The 15,540-nt window shown below is 62.4% G+C and carries 13 protein-coding genes; 8 read left to right on the forward strand and 5 right to left on the reverse strand.

Annotated features, from left to right (window positions below; genetic code table 11):
- Positions 1–228: 228 nt before the first annotated feature.
- The 3 genes from MR825_RS12120 to MR825_RS12130 form a co-directional block, all read right to left on the reverse strand.
- The gene (locus MR825_RS12120) at positions 229–702 is read right to left on the reverse strand and encodes a YjdF family protein (RefSeq protein WP_256176603.1); all 474 of its coding nucleotides are present in this window, start codon (positions 700–702) and stop codon (positions 229–231) included.
- Between the two features lie 300 nt (positions 703–1,002).
- Positions 1,003–1,977 carry a uroporphyrinogen decarboxylase family protein gene (locus tag MR825_RS12125; protein WP_186907673.1) on the reverse strand — a complete coding sequence of 325 codons (975 nt, stop codon included), beginning with the start codon at positions 1,975–1,977 and terminating at the stop codon, positions 1,003–1,005.
- A gap of 38 nt (positions 1,978–2,015) precedes the next feature.
- Entirely contained in the window at positions 2,016–2,969 is a 954-nt protein-coding gene (locus MR825_RS12130) for a LysR family transcriptional regulator (RefSeq protein WP_186907672.1), read from the reverse strand.
- 438 nt (positions 2,970–3,407) lie between these two features.
- Here MR825_RS12130 and MR825_RS12135 point away from each other — a divergent pair, with 438 nt between their 5' ends.
- Together MR825_RS12135 and MR825_RS12140 are read left to right on the forward strand one after the other, a co-directional pair.
- A complete protein-coding gene (locus tag MR825_RS12135; RefSeq protein WP_278893611.1) occupies positions 3,408–5,096 on the forward strand; it encodes a glutamine--tRNA ligase/YqeY domain fusion protein in 1,689 nt (562 codons plus the stop codon).
- A 57-nt stretch (positions 5,097–5,153) separates the two neighbouring features.
- Positions 5,154–6,182, forward strand: a complete 1,029-nt coding sequence (locus MR825_RS12140; protein ID WP_186907670.1) for a threonine aldolase family protein — start codon at positions 5,154–5,156, stop codon at positions 6,180–6,182.
- A 49-nt stretch (positions 6,183–6,231) separates the two neighbouring features.
- On the opposite strand, the gene MR825_RS12145 is transcribed toward MR825_RS12140, so the two are convergent.
- On the reverse strand, positions 6,232–7,113 hold the full coding sequence (locus MR825_RS12145) for a DUF4097 family beta strand repeat-containing protein (protein WP_278893612.1): 882 nt from the start codon (positions 7,111–7,113) through the stop codon (positions 6,232–6,234).
- Complete coding sequence (locus tag MR825_RS12150) at positions 7,110–7,682, reverse strand: DUF1700 domain-containing protein (protein WP_278893613.1); 573 nt, start codon at positions 7,680–7,682, stop codon at positions 7,110–7,112. The genes MR825_RS12145 and MR825_RS12150 overlap by 4 nt, the downstream gene beginning before the upstream one ends.
- Positions 7,683–8,178: 496 nt before the next feature.
- Between MR825_RS12150 and MR825_RS12155 the strand changes: the two genes are divergently transcribed.
- The 6 genes from MR825_RS12155 (at position 8,179) to MR825_RS12180 (ending at position 15,538) form a co-directional block, all read left to right on the forward strand.
- The gene (locus MR825_RS12155; protein WP_278893614.1) at positions 8,179–8,331 is read left to right on the forward strand and encodes a LacI family DNA-binding transcriptional regulator; all 153 of its coding nucleotides are present in this window, start codon (positions 8,179–8,181) and stop codon (positions 8,329–8,331) included.
- A 337-nt stretch (positions 8,332–8,668) separates the two neighbouring features.
- Positions 8,669–11,608, forward strand: coding sequence for an acyl-CoA dehydratase activase (locus tag MR825_RS12160; RefSeq protein WP_287880934.1), 2,940 nt, complete (start codon positions 8,669–8,671; stop codon positions 11,606–11,608).
- A 112-nt stretch (positions 11,609–11,720) separates the two neighbouring features.
- Positions 11,721–12,008 carry a hypothetical protein gene (locus tag MR825_RS12165; protein WP_186907665.1) on the forward strand — a complete coding sequence of 96 codons (288 nt, stop codon included), beginning with the start codon at positions 11,721–11,723 and terminating at the stop codon, positions 12,006–12,008.
- A 132-nt stretch (positions 12,009–12,140) separates the two neighbouring features.
- Positions 12,141–13,445, forward strand: coding sequence for a 2-hydroxyacyl-CoA dehydratase (locus MR825_RS12170; protein ID WP_186907664.1), 1,305 nt, complete (start codon positions 12,141–12,143; stop codon positions 13,443–13,445).
- A gap of 81 nt (positions 13,446–13,526) precedes the next feature.
- Positions 13,527–14,087: a GNAT family N-acetyltransferase gene (locus MR825_RS12175; protein ID WP_287880936.1), complete on the forward strand. Its 561-nt coding sequence runs from the start codon at positions 13,527–13,529 to the stop codon at positions 14,085–14,087.
- Positions 14,088–14,194: 107 nt separating this feature from the next.
- Complete coding sequence (locus tag MR825_RS12180; RefSeq protein WP_256174880.1) at positions 14,195–15,538, forward strand: MATE family efflux transporter; 1,344 nt, start codon at positions 14,195–14,197, stop codon at positions 15,536–15,538.
- The last annotated feature ends 2 nt before the right edge of the window (positions 15,539–15,540 follow it).

The following is a 15,540-nucleotide window of genomic DNA, read 5'->3' on the forward strand; positions in this document are numbered from 1 at the left end:
CTGCCGCAGAAGTATCTGGGCGATTATCTCAATGAGTATTGCTTCCGGTTTAGCCGGCGTAACTTTGGGGCCCATTTGCTTGACCGTTTGGTCATTGCTGTTTCTAATTCCTCGTTGGCTTACTCAAGGGGATAACCATAATTTCCAAAAATCTTCTATTTGGTTTAATTCCAGAATTTTATAATAAAGCATAAGTACACCTCAATTCAAATTTACTCAATTATAGCATTACACAAAATTAGTGTCCATGCCAAAATCATTCAGCCGGGACAAAGACCTAAAAAACTGCCCCCGGCGTTTCTCCCTGCGTTTTTCCCGGCGAAGCCGGAACTTCCGCTCCTGTTCCGCCGCGTCCCTTTCTCTGCATCGCTCCTGCCGCTGGAGCTTGCTCTGTTCCCGCTGCAGCTGCAGCGCCTGCTGGGCCTTGGTCCCCACGCCGGTACGGCTCAGCTCGTCTGCCTCCGCTCTCTGCCGCCGTTTCGGGCTGCTGCGGGCGCGCTGCCGGTCCTGAGTCGGAATTCCGGGACTGAAGGTCAGGCCGCGCCACTCCCGCAGCAGCCATTCATATACCTGCCGGTCCTTCGGTTCAGCTCCAAACGTGACCTTACAGGCCTCCAGCCATCCGGCCTCCTCCCGCTCCAGAACGCCCACCCAAAAGGGCCCCTCAAAATAGACGGTCAGCCTTGCGCATCCGTGTTCCATTGTCCGCTCCTCCTTAAAATAACTGCATACGGAACGCGGACAACCAAGGAGGCAGGTTACTGACGGCCTGCCGCGCGGGACAGACGCTGCAGGCCGCGCCCGGACTACCAACCGGGCCGTGTTTTTCGTTCCGCCGTCTCTATTTTATCGCCCCTGTCAAGGGGCTGCAGCGCCGCTGAGACTGCCCCGGTTGACTTTTCAAAACAGCCCTAAAATACACACGCGACCCGCCCGCGCGGTGAGGCGCGGGCGGGTCGGACAGCAGGGATGCCCTCCGGCGCTGCCGGAGGGCATCCCTGCTTATAGGGGGTGGCGCTCGTAATAGTGCCGCCCATAGACCTCGTACTCATCCTGTATGATGTCCAGAGCCCGCTTCACCACACAAATACCGTCGGTATCGCCGCAGATATATCCGCCGCCGGGAGCAAATGCGTCAATCGCCCGGCGCACCTCCGCCCGTATATCCGCCTCGGAGGCGCCGGGCTGATTGGTGATCCCCTGGTTGTCGATGCCGCCGATCAGGACGATCTGATCCCCATAGACCCGCTTGAGCATCGCAGTGTCGTTGGCGGGCTGTACCGAGTGGTAGGCGTCCGCCCCCATGGTAACGATCTGATCAAAAAAGGTGTCGATCTTGCCGCAGCAGTGGTAGACCACCAGCGCGCCCGCATCGTGGATCGCACGGAATATACGCATATCCCGCGCCCGGATGAATTCCGCCCACAGAGCAGGGGCCACCAGCGGAGCGTTCTGGGTCCCCAGATCATCCATATACATCACTACGTCCGGCTTCAGATGCTCCATGATCCGATCCACCAGCTGCAGTTTGAACTGGGTCAGCGCCTCCAAAATCTCCCCGGCCTCGTCGGGGTATTCGTAAAAGGAGCACAGGGCGTCCTCAAAGCCCAGCAGGAGTTGGTAGCGCTCGAAAATCCCCATCTCCATCATAATCATGGACAGCCGCTCCGGGCTCTGGGCCGCCCGGAACCCCTCGGCCTCCGCCGCCCAGTCGATGGCCTCCAGGTCCGGAAGCGCCAGCTGCTCCCGCCAACGCTCCGGGTCCCGGATCACCGCCTGGCCCGGCGCGGGCGCGGTCAGACCGTTGGTGCTCGCGTCGGGCACCCAGTGGATGCCGAACCAGTCGTCCCCCTCCCAGTTGAGAGGGCGCTCGTTGATGCTCTTGGGAAAGTATCCTTTCATACACTTTTCAAAGCGGGGAAGCCACTCCGGCTTCTCCCTCCGAAATACCCGCAGGGCGTTCTCCTTTTCGGTCATGTCCGTCTCCTCCTGTCGGTCCCTGTTTTACCTTCAGTTTAACCGCCTTGTCCCGGGGAGACAAACGTATTTTCGCATGGGGCCATAACCCCATCCCGCTGCAGCTGCTCTCTCACCTGCTCCAGAAAGGTTCCCCCAACCGGATTTCCTTCTCCCTCAGACCAGGCCAGGACCATTTCCGTCACCGCCATCCCCCGCAGGGGAACAAAGCGCACCTCCGGATCGTGGATCAGGACGTGGTTTCCGTTGAGCAGCCCCACGCCCTGTCCGGCCGCCACCCAAAGGGCAAGCAGTTCGGCGTTGGGCGCGCAGATATACCGGGGCCGGAAGCCATGGCGTGCAAAGGCGTTCACGGCCGCTTCCGCCGCCGCCTGCGAATCTTCCGGCGCCATAAAAATGAAGGTCTGGTCCCCCAGTGCGCTCGGAAACTCCGCCGGAGCCAGCTCCGTCCGCGCCGCCAGCGCGCTGTCCGCCCCCACCACCAGGTAGAGCGGCGCGCGTTCCACCACCAGGGCAGTAAGCTCCGGGAGGCTCCTCAGATCCGTGGCGAGGGAAAGGATACAATCCAGGCTGCCGTCCAGCAGCCCCTCCCGCAGCGCCCGGAAGCTGTGCCGGGACAGGCGCACCTTCATGTTGGGGTACTCCGTCTCGATGTGCCGCAGCGCCCGGCGCACCGGCGCGGGCAGAAGCTGCTCCTCCAAAAGGCCCAGCCGCAGCTCCCCCCGCACCCCTGCGTTGACGGCCTCCACCCGCTCCAGAAGGCCCCGGTAGTCCCCATAGATCTGCCGCAGCCCCTCCAGCAGCACCTGCCCCGCAGGCGTGAGCCGGATGGTATTGCGGGTGCGCAGAAAAAGCGGAACGTTGAGCTCCGCCTCCATCTGCGCGATATGGCGGCTCAGGGCGGGCTGAGAGAGATACAGCCGGTCGGCGGCCTCCGTAACGCTCAGGCATTCCGCCACCGTAATGAAGTAGCGCATCTGGGCCGTGGTCATGTACGCCGCCTCCTCTTCTGTTTCTGTCCTCCCTGCGATTCCCGCAGGCCAAAACGCCGGGCTCAGGCCCCTGAAAACGCCGCCCGCTGCGCGGAAATCATGCGAAGCCGCGTGCTTCGAATGCGCGCCGGGAGGAACCGCAGAGCGCTCTGTTTTACAGACCTTAGGCATTACCGCATCATTCAACGCGTGCGGATTGGCGCGAAAATTTGTGCCGCAAAAAGGCGCAAAACCGCAGGAATACTTTGCGTATTGCAAGGTTTTGCAACGCATTTGTGGGGCAAATTGGCCGTCAAGACGTGCGTGGGGAATTGTGCGGTGATGCCCTAATTATAAATATCTCCCATTCCCCTGTCAAACCCGGTGTTCTCGCTCTTGCTTTTTCCGGGCGTTCGGGTTAAAATAGCTATCTGTATCAATATGAAGGAGTGAAACCACATGCCGGACGAACTGAATCCAGTCATGACCCAGAACTTTATCCATGATTTCATCGATGAGGATATCGCCCAGGGTGGTCAGTTCCAGGGCATGACCGTCCACACCCGCTTTCCGCCCGAGCCCAACGGCTACCTCCACATCGGCCACGCCAAGGCCATTTTCGTGGACTTCGGCACCGCCGAAAAGTATGGCGGGGTGTGTAATCTGCGTATGGACGATACAAACCCCACCAAGGAGGACGTGGAGTACGTCCAGGCCATCCAGGAGGACATCCGCTGGCTGGGCTATGACTGGGGGGACCGCTTCTATTTTGCCTCCGATTATTTTGAACAGATGTACGCCTATGCCGTGGAGCTCATCCAAAAGGGCCTGGCCTACGTGTGCGAACTGACGCCCGAGCAGTTCCGGGATTACCGGGGGGACGTGAACACCCCCGCCCGTTCCCCCTGGCGGGACCGGCCCGCGGAGGAATCCCTCGCTCTGTTCGAGCGGATGCGCGCGGGCGAATTCCCCAACGGCACGTACACCCTGCGGGCCAAGATCGACCTGGCCAGCGGTAATTTCAATATGCGCGACCCTGTGCTCTATCGGATCAACCACATGCACCACCACCGGCAGGGGGATAAATGGTGCATCTACCCCATGTACGACTTCGCCCACCCCCTGGAGGACGCTCTGGAGGGGATCACCCACTCCCTCTGCTCCCTGGAGTTTGAGGATCACCGTCCTCTGTACGACTGGGTCATCCAGAACTGCTCCGTGCCCGCCAAGCCCCGGCAGATCGAGTTTGCCCGTCTGGGCATCAACTACACCGTCATGAGCAAGCGCAAGCTGCGCGCGCTGGTGGAGGAGGGCCGGGTATCCGGCTGGGACGATCCCCGTATGCCCACCCTCTGCGGTCTGCGCCGCCGGGGCTACACCCCCCGCTCCATCCGCAATTTCTCCGAGCGCAACGGCGTGAGCAAGGCGGCTTCCACGGTGGAGTATGGTTTTTTGGAGTATTGCCTGCGGGAAGACCTGAACGAGACCGCCCGGCGCGTTATGGCGGTGCTGCGCCCCATAAAGCTGACCATCACCAATTACCCCGAGGGACAGAGCGAGACCGTCACGGTGGAAAACAACCCCAACCGCCCTGAGGACGGCGTCCGCGCCGTGACCTTCTCCCGAAACCTGTATATCGAAGCGGAGGATTTTCTGGAAACTCCAGTCCCCAAATACAAGCGCCTCTACCCGGACGGCCCGGAATGCCGCCTGAAGGGCGCGTATCTGATCCGCTGCACCGGCTGCGTCAAGGACGCCTCCGGAGCCGTCACCGAGATCCTCTGCGAATACGATCCCGACAGCCGGGGCGGCGATCCCGCCGACGGGCGCAAGGTGAAGGGCGCCACCATCCACTGGGTGGACGCCGCCACCGCCGTGGATGCCGAGGTACGGCTCTACGACAACCTGTTCCTGGACGCCGACCCGGACGCAGGCGCGAACAGCTTTCTGGACTGCCTGAACCCCGACTCCCTGGAGATCCTCACCGGTTCCAAGGTGGAGGCCGGTCTGGCCGACGTCCGGGCCCCCGCTTCCTTCCAGTTCCTGCGCCAGGGCTACTTCTGCGTGGACAACCGGGATTCCGCGCCGGGGCACCTGGTCTTCAACCGCTCCGTGGGACTCAAGGACAGCTTCAAGGTCACCAAGTGATACACGAAGGGGCCGCCGCTCCGGCGGCCCCTTCCATTGAATAAGGAGGGAATTCTTATGCTGCTGTTCCGCAACGATTACTCCTTCGGCGCCCATCCCAAGGTCCTGGAGGCCCTGTGCGCCACCAACCTGGAGGGCAACATCGGCTACGGCGGGGATGTGTATTCCGACCGGGCCAAGGACCGGATCCGCCAGCTGTGCCAGTGCCCCGACGCCATGGTGGAATTTCTCATTGGCGGCACCCAGACCAACGTGACGGCCTGCGCCTTTCTGACCAAGCCCTGGGAAGCGGTCATCTCCCCCGCCACCGGCCACCTGAACGGCCACGAGGTGGGCGCCTTCGAGGCCACTGGCCACAAGATCATCCCTGTGGAGGTGGGGCCCGACGGCAAGCTGACCCCTGAGATGCTGCCGGCCGTGCTGGAGTGGCACAAAGACCCCCACCTGACCCGTCCCGCCCTGGTCTACATCTCCAACGCCACGGAAAACGGCACCGTCTATACCAAAGCGGAGCTGACCGCCCTGTCGGACTTCTGCCGCGCCAACGACCTGCTGCTTTTTGTGGACGGCGCCCGGCTGGCCGCCGCCCTGACCTCCGACGCCAACGACCTGACCCTGCCCGAATTTGCCCGCCTGGTGGACGCCTTCTATCTGGGCGGCACCAAAAACGGCACGCTGTTCGGAGAGGCGCTGGTCATCACCCGTCCGGAGCTGACACACGACTTTTTCCGCATGAAAAAGCGCATGGGGGCCGTGATGGAAAAGGGCTGGCTCCAGGGTGTGCAGTTTGAGGCCATTTTGAAGGACAACCTCTATTTTGACATGGCCCGCCACGCCAACGTGCTGGCCGGACGGCTGCAGGAGGGCGTCAAGGCCCTGGGTCTGCCGCTGATGACCGAATCGTGCACCAACCAGATCTTTCCCATCGTGAAAAATGAGCTGCGGCCCAGGCTGGAGCAGGTCTGCGCCTTTGAGGACTGGTGCCCCTTTGACGCGGAGCATACCGTGATCCGCTTTGTCACCTGCTTCCACACCACCCAGGAGGACGTGGACGCGCTGCTCTCCGAACTGAAAAAGCTGCTGTAAGAATCAGACGGACCTCTTTCCCGCCGAGCGGGAAAGAGGTCCGTCTGATTTATCCGAAGGTCACGCTGATATCGCCCATGCTGTTTTCCACGTTCAGGCTGTGGCGTCCGCCCGACCGGCTGGCCTCACTGCGGTACGTCTCGCCGTTAACGCAGATCTCGCCCATGTCCACGTTCAGCTCGTAGCGGTAATCCTCCACGGGACCGCTGAGCGTCAGCTCGATCTCTCCCATGCTGTCGGCGACCTCCAGTTCTCCTTGGAGATCTCCCTCCAGCCGGACATCCCCCATATCGTTTTCCACACTCAGGGAGCGTTCCACCGTCAGGCCCGCGCCGTCGATCGTTCCCATACTCTCGTGCAGCTCCAGCTCTCCCGCCCGCACCTGCCTCAACGTGAGATCGCCCAGGTCTCCGGTGACCGTCGCCGTATCGGCGGCGATCCCCTCCAGGCATATATCGCCCAGATCAGAGCGGACCTCCAGCTGTTCCAGCCGGAGATGCTGCGGCACATAGACCGTCACCGTCCCGCCATAGCCGTCCAGGCCGAAGCGGCCCCCCTGGGCGCTGCTGCGCACACGCAAGGTATCGCCGTCCAGCTCATATTCCAGGGCGTAGTGTTTCCCCTTCCAATTCAGGGACACGCCATAATCGCCCCCCTGCGTTACCGTCACATCGCCCAGATCCACGTCTACATCCACCCGGCGGAAGGCTTGCAGGTGCAGCTCCTCCCGCCCGTCGCGGGCAGCCGTTTCCGTCTGCGCGGCGCTGTCCCGGCTGACAATGCCCAGCGGCCCGATGCGGACCCCATGGCCGTTCCAGCTCAGGTCCAGCTCCGTCTGTCCCCCCATGGTCCAGCCGGACAGGGCCAGCAGGCCGCCGGACAGGAGCAGCAGCGCGCCCACGCCCAAAAGTCCCTTGGTCAGCCGGTTCATACCGCCGTCCTCCTTCCGCAGAAGAAATTGCGCATCAGACGGCCCGCGCCCCGGAAGCCGCCCAACGCCAGCGCGACCACCGCCGCCAGGAGCATAACGCCGCCTCCGCAGGTCGCCAGGCCTACGCCGGCAGCGTACATGGTGGTGGCCAGCCCCCCGGTGAACAGGGCGGAAAAGCCGGAAAAAAGGACAAAAACGCCCATTGCCACGCACACAAAGCCGCCCGCCGCCAGGCCGATGGTCAGCCCCGCCAGCAGTGCGATCATGGGGATGCCGATCAGCACTGCGCCCAACAGGCCCAGCGCCCACGCCAGCGGTCCCCGCCGGTGCCCCGCCGCAGGCTGGGCGGCCGCTCCGGTATTCCCCTCGTACCGGCCGTGCCGCTCCCCCAGGATGCGCCCGGTCAGCTCCGCCGGGGTCCCCAGCTCCCGGATGACCGCATCCGCGCCTTCCGGTCCCGCTTCCTCGAAATAGTCCGTATAGTAGCACATCAGCCGCTCCAGTTCCGCCGGGTCCGTCCGCCCCGTCAAACGCGCGCGCAGCTGCTTCAGATAATCCTCTCCGGTCATGGCTTCCTCCCGCTCTCTTACGATATCCTGATATTACCACACCTTTCTTAAGGTGAAAATACAAGAATCATTAAAATTGGGTAAAAACGCCCCTGTACATCCCCTGTATCCGTCATGGAAAAGCGGCGGCACAGAACGCCATACGTCTGGGGCTCCGTTGGGCCTTATGTCAGACCGGGCTTTTGCATTCCGCAGGACCGCAGACCGCTCCTCCCGGTCGTTTCTTGCCCGCATGCTGCGCTGCGAACGGATCTCCCGGATATCCGGGGCCATCCAGACGCTTGCACATGCTCTCTGCGTTTCGTCCGCGTCCATCCCCGCTGTTTTACCCGTTTTCAAAATTACCGCCTCAACCCTGATTTGGGCAGAACGGTAAGGGAGGCACACGGGGCTCTTCCCCGTGTCTCCCGCTTCCTTACGGTTTGATGCAGCAGCACGCCGCAGAGGCCTTGCGGCAAAAGGAGAAACGTTTCTCCAAAGAGAAGGAGGGCTTTCCTTGGAGAAAAAAGCCGGCGCAGCGGAGCGGGCGGGCGGGAGTACGATCTGCGATGTTTCGCGGGTAGCCTACGTTTCCAAATCCACCGTCTCCCATGTGATCAACGGGGCAAAACAGGTCAGCGTAAAAATCGAATTTGTTGAAATGAAATAATCTCCGCTTTGGCTGGGCCCGCGTCAAATCGGCGCGGGCCCGTTTATAGTCAAAGCACTTCAAAAGGAAGAAATCGATTCCTTTGAAGTCCGCGGCGCGATTCGCCGCGGGAGGCCGCTTACGCGGCCTCGCTTTGGACTTCATAGGCAACGCTTGCACGCTTTGCACGCCCAGTGGGCCGGATGGCCCGCCGCTTGGTCAGCCGTCTGCCTTCTCTTTTCCAGATATTGCTTCCGACTGCGGAACTTCCTGCATTTCGCGGCTTTGGGGTTGTAAAAAATCAGATTTTGATATATTATGTGGGGTACGAAATTCTGTAAGGATATAAGGTGAACCTATGAGCCTTCGCATTGGAATTGATATCGGCTCCACCACCGTGAAGGTGGTGGTGCTGGACGAGCAGAACAAGCTGCTGTTCCGCTCCTATGAGCGGCATTACTCCAAGGCCCGGGAGCGCTCCGTCGAGACCCTGCGCTCCATCCGGGACAAGCTGGCCGGGCAGCAGGTGCGCATGGTCATTACCGGTTCCGCCGGTCTGGGCGTGGCCAAGGCGGCGGGCATCGACTTTGTGCAGGAGGTGTACGCCACCGCCGCTGCTGTCAACCAGTACATACCGGGCACCGACGCCGTCATCGAGCTGGGCGGCGAGGATGCCAAGATCATCTTTTTCGGCGGCGCGCTGGAGGAGCGGATGAACGGCTCCTGCGCCGGCGGCACCGGGGCGTTCATCGACCAGATGGCCACCCTGATGAACGTAAGCGTGAACGAGCTGGACGCGCTGAGCCTGAAGCACGAGAAGATCTACCCCATCGCCTCCCGCTGCGGCGTGTTCGCCAAGAGCGACATCCAGCCCATCCTCAACCAGGGCGGACGGAAGGAGGACGTGGCGGCCTCCATTTTCCAGGCCGTGGTGGACCAGACGGTGGCCGGCCTGACCCAGGGCCGCCAGCTCAAGGGCAAGATCGTCTTTCTGGGCGGGCCGCTGCACTTTCTCATGGGTCTGCGGGAACGCTTTGTGGAGACCCTGCAGTTGGACGGCGAGCACGCGATTTTTCCGGAGGACGGCGACTGCTTCGCAGGCATCGGCGCGGCCCTGTGCGCCTCCGATTACGCCGAGCATCCCTTTGACGCGCTGCTGAAAAAGCTGGAGGAGAGCGTGGACCACGTGGGCCTGGTGGACACGATGCCTCCCCTCTTCACCGACTCCGCGGAATACGACGCCTTTTTGGCGCGCCATAACGCCATGCACCCCCCCGAGGTGGACGTGAGCGCCTATACGGGCGACGCCTGGCTGGGCATCGACGCCGGCTCCACCACCACCAAGATGGCCCTCATCACCAACGACGGCGGGCTGCTGTATACCTATTACCACTCCAATCTGGGCAACCCCGTGGCCATCGTATTGGAGCAGCTCAAGGAGATCTACCGGCTCTGCGGGAATCGGATCGCCATCCGGGGTGCGGCGGTCACCGGCTATGGGGAGGATCTGATCAAAAACGCCTTCTCCTGCGACGCGGGCCTGGTGGAGACGGTGGCCCACTACAACGCCGCCCGGCACTTCAACCCGGACGTGGATTTCATCATCGACATCGGCGGCCAGGATATGAAGTGCTTTAAGGTCCGCAACGGAGCGGTGGACTCCATCCTGCTCAACGAGGCCTGCTCCTCCGGCTGCGGCTCCTTTATCGAGACCTTTGCCAAAGCCCTGGGCTACAACATCGCGGAGTTCGCCAAGCTGGGCCTGCTGGCTCAGCACCCGGTGAACCTGGGTTCCCGCTGCACCGTATTTATGAACTCCAGCGTCAAGCAGGCCCAAAAGGACGGCGCCAGCGTGGAGGACATCTCGGCAGGACTGTCCATCTCCATCGTCAAAAACGCGGTGTACAAGGTCATCCGGGCCGCCAGCGCGGATGATCTGGGCCGGCACATCGTGGTCCAGGGCGGCACCTTCCACAACGACGCGGTGCTCCGGGCCTTTGAACAGGAGCTGGGCCGGGACGTGACCCGCCCCACCATCGCGGGCATCATGGGGGCCTTCGGGGCCGCCCTGGCCGCCCGGGACCTGCGCCTGGACAAGAGCGCCCTGCTGGACGCGCAGGCGCTGGAGACCTTCTCCCACACGGCCAGGCCCGTCACCTGCAACCTGTGCACCAACCACTGCTCCCTCACGGTCAACACCTTCGACGGCGGGCGGCGCTTCCTTTCGGGCAACCGCTGCTCCCGCCCCCTGGGCAAGGAAAAGGCGGAAAACCCCGACCTGATGAATTACAAGTACAAAAAGCTCCGCGCCATGCAGGGCAAGGGGAACGGCAGCGGCGTCCGCGGCCGGATCGGCATTCCCTTCGGTCTGAACATGTACGAGAACCTGCCCTTCTGGTTCGCCTTCTTCACCCGGCTGAACTTTGAGGTGGTCCTCTCTCCCGAATCTTCCCGCAAGCTCTATCTGAAGGGCCAGCACACCATCCCCTCGGATACCGTGTGCTATCCGGCCAAGCTGCTCCACGGCCACGTGGAGGCTCTGGTGGACGCGGGCGTGGACGCCGTGTGGTACCCCTGCATGTCCTACAACAACGACGAGGGCATCGGAGACAACCACTACAACTGTCCTGTGGTGGCTTACTATCCCGAGCTGCTGGCGGCCAATGTGCCCGCCCTGAAGCAGACCCGGTTCCTGGACCCCTATGTAGGACTGTGGCGGCATAAAGACTTTGAAAAACGCGTGGCCCAGATGATGTATGATACGTTCGACATCCCCAAGCGGGAGACCGCCGCCGCGGCCAGGGCGGCCTATGAGGCATACGACGCCTATGTCCATGACGTGCGGGAGACCGGCAAGCAGTACATCGCATACGCCCGGGCCCATGATATGCCCATCATCGTGGCCTGCGGACGGCCCTATCACATCGACCCGGAGATCAACCACGGCATCAACGACCTCATCACATCGTTCGGTTTCGTGCTGGTCACAGAGGATGCGCTGAGCTATCTGGAGGGCTACGCCCCCCGGAAGGTGCTCAACCAGTGGACCTTCCAGTCCCGCATGTACAACGCCGCCCGGTATGTCTGCACCCAGCCGGATATGCAGGTGGTGCAGCTGGTGAGCTTCGGCTGCGGTACCGACGCCATCACCACCGACGAGATGCGCTCCATCCTGGAGAACGGCGGCAAGCTGTACACCCAGCTCAAGATCGACGACATCAGCAACCTGGGCGCGGTCAAGATCCGGGTACGCTCCCTGATGGCCGCCATGGACGCCAGGAAACACAGGGACGGATAGGGATACCGTTTGGGCCGCCGCAAGGGAACAGCTGGCGTTGGATCTCGGGTGCAGCGCAGAACTTCTTGATTGCCCGGGAAATGTGGCGCTCCCCGGGCAGGATCGGTCCGGAATGCGGGCGTACAGCGGCGGCACGCCTTTTGGGGAGATCGCCGTTCTAAACGGCAAGCTGGCGGCAGCCTGCCGGGAGCGTCTGCTCCCCCGGGCCGGGGAAACCCTGCTGCCCCGACAGGCCGAATGGCTCTTTCTCCCCCAGAACTGCCGGCGGATCGAGGCGGGCCTGGCCCCCTTCGGCTACGAGATCGGAGACGCCCGTCACTTCTGCCTTCCGTCTCTCCCCTGCCCGGAGACCGTGCCGCTGGGGGCTGGCGGTCAACCTCACCGCGCTTTTGAAGGATGAATTGCTCCGCCGGGAGATCGTACCCTTTTACCGCACGGCCAGAGCCATATTCTTTCTCAAAACGTAGCCATCGGAGCGGGTTTTCGCCCCGCCTTTGGATATTTATACGCAATACCGAAAGGAACCTGAAACATGGCTGAGTTAGTATACGACAAGAACGGGCGCCTCCTGTTCACGAAGGAGATGAAGCGGGAATATACCCTGCTCTTCCCCACCATGCTGCCCGTACACTTTGGCCTGATGGCCCGCATCCTGGAGACCGAAGGCTTCCGGGTGGAGATGCTCACCACCAATCATCGGGGCATCGTGGACGAGGGCCTCAAATACGTCCATAACGACACCTGTTATCCCGCCCTGCTGGTCATCGGCCAGCTCATCGACGCGGTGAAAAGCGGCAAGTACGACCTGCATAAGGTGGCTCTGCTGATCACCCAGACCGGCGGCGGCTGCCGCGCGTCCAACTACATCCATCTGCTGCGCAAGGCTCTGGAAAAAGCCGATCTGAGCTTCATCCCCGTCATTTCCATCAATCTCTCCGGCCTGGAGCCCAACCCCGGCTTCAAGCTGGGCCTTGGCACCCTGCGCAAGGCCATCTTCGCCATGATGTACGGGGACCTCATCGTCCAGTGCGCCAACCAGGTGCGGCCCTACGAGGTCGCCTCCGGCCAGACCGACCAGACCATCGACGCCTGCGAAAAAGCCCTTCTGGAGGCGATGAACCGGGGCGAGGGTCTTTCCTTCCAGAGCATGGTGGAAAACTTCGACAAGCTGGTGGCCGCCTTCCAGGCGATCCCTGTGGCGGGCGAGGCCAAGCCCCGGGTCGGCGTGGTGGGCGAGATCTACATCAAATATTCCCCTTTGGGCAACAATAACCTGGAGCAGTTTCTCCTTTCCGAGGGAGCTGAGCCGGTGGTGCCCGGTCTGACCGACTTTATCATCTTCAAGATCTATAACCGCGAGGTGGACGTGGGCATTTACGGCGGCCTTTGGCTGAAAAAGAAGGTCTGCCAGATTTTTAAGGGCTATGTCGAAAAGTGCCAGCGGGCCATGATCGCCGCCATGGAGAAGGGCGGCTTCCGGGCGCCCGGTACCTTTGAGGACCTGCGCCGCCTGATCCAGGGCTACCTGGGCGAGGGCAACAAGATGGGCGAGGGCTGGCTGCTCACCGCCGAGATGCTGGAGCTCATCCACTCCGGAACGCCCAACATCGTCTGCACCCAGCCCTTCGGCTGCCTGCCCAATCACATCGTAGGCAAGGGCATGATCCGCAAGCTCAAGGACGATTACCCCAATTCCAATATCGTTGCCATCGACTACGACCCCGGCGCCACCAAGATCAACCAGGAAAACCGCATCAAGCTGATGCTGGCCAATGCCCGGGGGCTGGCCAAACAGGAGCCTCAGCGGCAGGCCGGGGCGGAGCGCGCCCCGGTCTGAGCTTCGCTTCACCGGCGTCTGCACGGAGGGTCCCGGCGCGGCCGCGCGCCCGCCCTGGGCCGGGCGGAGGAGGAGATCCCTATGGGCCATCTGCATTTTACGGATGCCTGCACCGGGGAGCACTTCGCGGCCATGAGCCTGCTCCACGCCTTGGGCTGGCGGAGCACATATTCGGACGCGATCCCCGCGGACTACATGGCCGCCGAGATCACCGACGAGCGCTGGATCCCCTTTTTTCATGCGGATTACGAGACCGGCCGCTGCCGCGGCCTTCTTCTCTGCCGGGACGATACCCCAGTGGCCTGCGCCACCTACGGCCCGGCCCGCATGGGTCCGGGTCCTGCGCAGAACAGCCTGGTATGCTTCCGTTCGGAGGGATATGAGGGCTGGGGCGAGATCATCTCTTTTTACACCCACCCGGATGAGAAACGCAGGGGCTATGGTTCCCTGCTGATGGATGAGGTCCTGCGGCGGCTGAGGGAACACGGCTTTCCCGGCGTCTATCTGATGGTGCTGCGGGAAAACGAGGGTGCGCGCCGTTTCTATGCGCGCCACGGCTTCTCCTGGGACGGCACCCGGGAGGATATCGTTTTCCCCCACGACACCGTCTGTGTGGACCTTCGCTATACCAGAGCGCTGTAACGCGTTCGCCCCGGGCGGGCCGCCACGCCGCCCGGGGGCTGGAATCGGGGCGCATGGATGCGCCCCGATGTTTCTTTGGGGCGGACCGGTTTTACGGAGGGATTCCTTTGGAAGAAAACAAAATGGCGGTCATGCCGGTACGCAGGCTGCTGCTGCATATGTCATGGCCCATGATGCTCTCCATGCTGATCCAGGCCCTGTATAATCTGGTGGACAGCATGTTCGTGGCCCAGCTCAGCACCGACGGATTTGTGGCGCTGTCCCTGGCCTATCCGGTACAGACCCTGATGATTTCCATCTGCGTGGGGACCGGCGTCGGCGTAAACACCATACTCTCCCGCCGCTTGGGGGAACGCCGCCCCGCCGAGGCCAGCGCCGTGGCAATGAACGGCTACTTCCTCTACCTGTGCTGCTGGCTGATCTTTCTGATCCCGGGCGTGCTGTTCAGCCGCCCCTTTCTGGCGCTGTTCTCCGACGTACCGCAGGTCGTCGACTACGGCAGTCAGTACCTTGCCATCGTCACCGCGGGCTCGCTCGGCGTGTGTATGCAGTTTTCGGGGGAGCGGGTGCTCCAGGCCAGCGGAGACGCGGTGGGGCCCATGTGCATCCAGGGCATCGGCGCGGTGGTCAATCTGCTCCTGGACCCCCTGCTCATTTTCGGTCTGGGGCCGTTCCCCCGCCTGGAGGTGGCCGGGGCCGCCCTGGCCACCGTGATCGGACAGCTGGTCGGTATGACCGTAGGTCTGCTTCTGGTGCGCCGCAGCCGGGTGCTCGTCCTCCAGGCGCGCGGTTTCCGCCCCTCGCGTTCCGTCATTCTGGAGATCCTGAAAATCGGCTTTCCCGCCATGGTCATGCAGTCTCTGGCCACCGTCATGACCCTGGGGATGAATAAGCTCCTGTCCTTTTTCTCCGCCACCGGCGTGTTTATCCTGGGCGCCTATTTTAAGCTCCAGTCCTTCCTTTTTATGCCGGTCTACGGCCTCAACAACGGCCTGATCCCGGTGGTCAGCTTCAATTACGGCGCCAAAAAGCGCGAACGGATTACAGGCCTGATCCACTTTGCCCTGATCATCGCCGCAGGTCTCCTGGCGGCGGGCACGCTGCTGCTCCTGCTCGTTCCCGGCCCGCTGCTGGGCCTGTTCAACGCCGACGCCGCCGTCCTGGCCGACGGCGTGCCCGCCCTGCGGCTGGTATCCCTTTCCTTCGTGTTTGCGGCGGTAGGCATCATCTTCAGCTCCTCCTTCCAGGCCCTGGGCTGTCCCATGCTCAGTCTGATCCTCTCCCTGCTGCGGCAGGTGGTCCTTCTCCTGCCCGCAGCGCTGGTGCTGGGTCTGCTCGCCCCCCGCCTGATCTGGCTGTCCTTCCTCCTGGCCGAAGGTTTTTCCAGTCTGCTGGCCCTGGTCCTTTACCGCCGCCTCTACCGCACCAAGCTTGCCCGATTGGAGGAATAAGC

Origin of the sequence: Lawsonibacter sp. (assembly GCF_022777125.1) — a bacterium.
GTDB lineage: Bacteria > Bacillota > Clostridia > Oscillospirales > Oscillospiraceae > Lawsonibacter_A > Lawsonibacter_A hominis.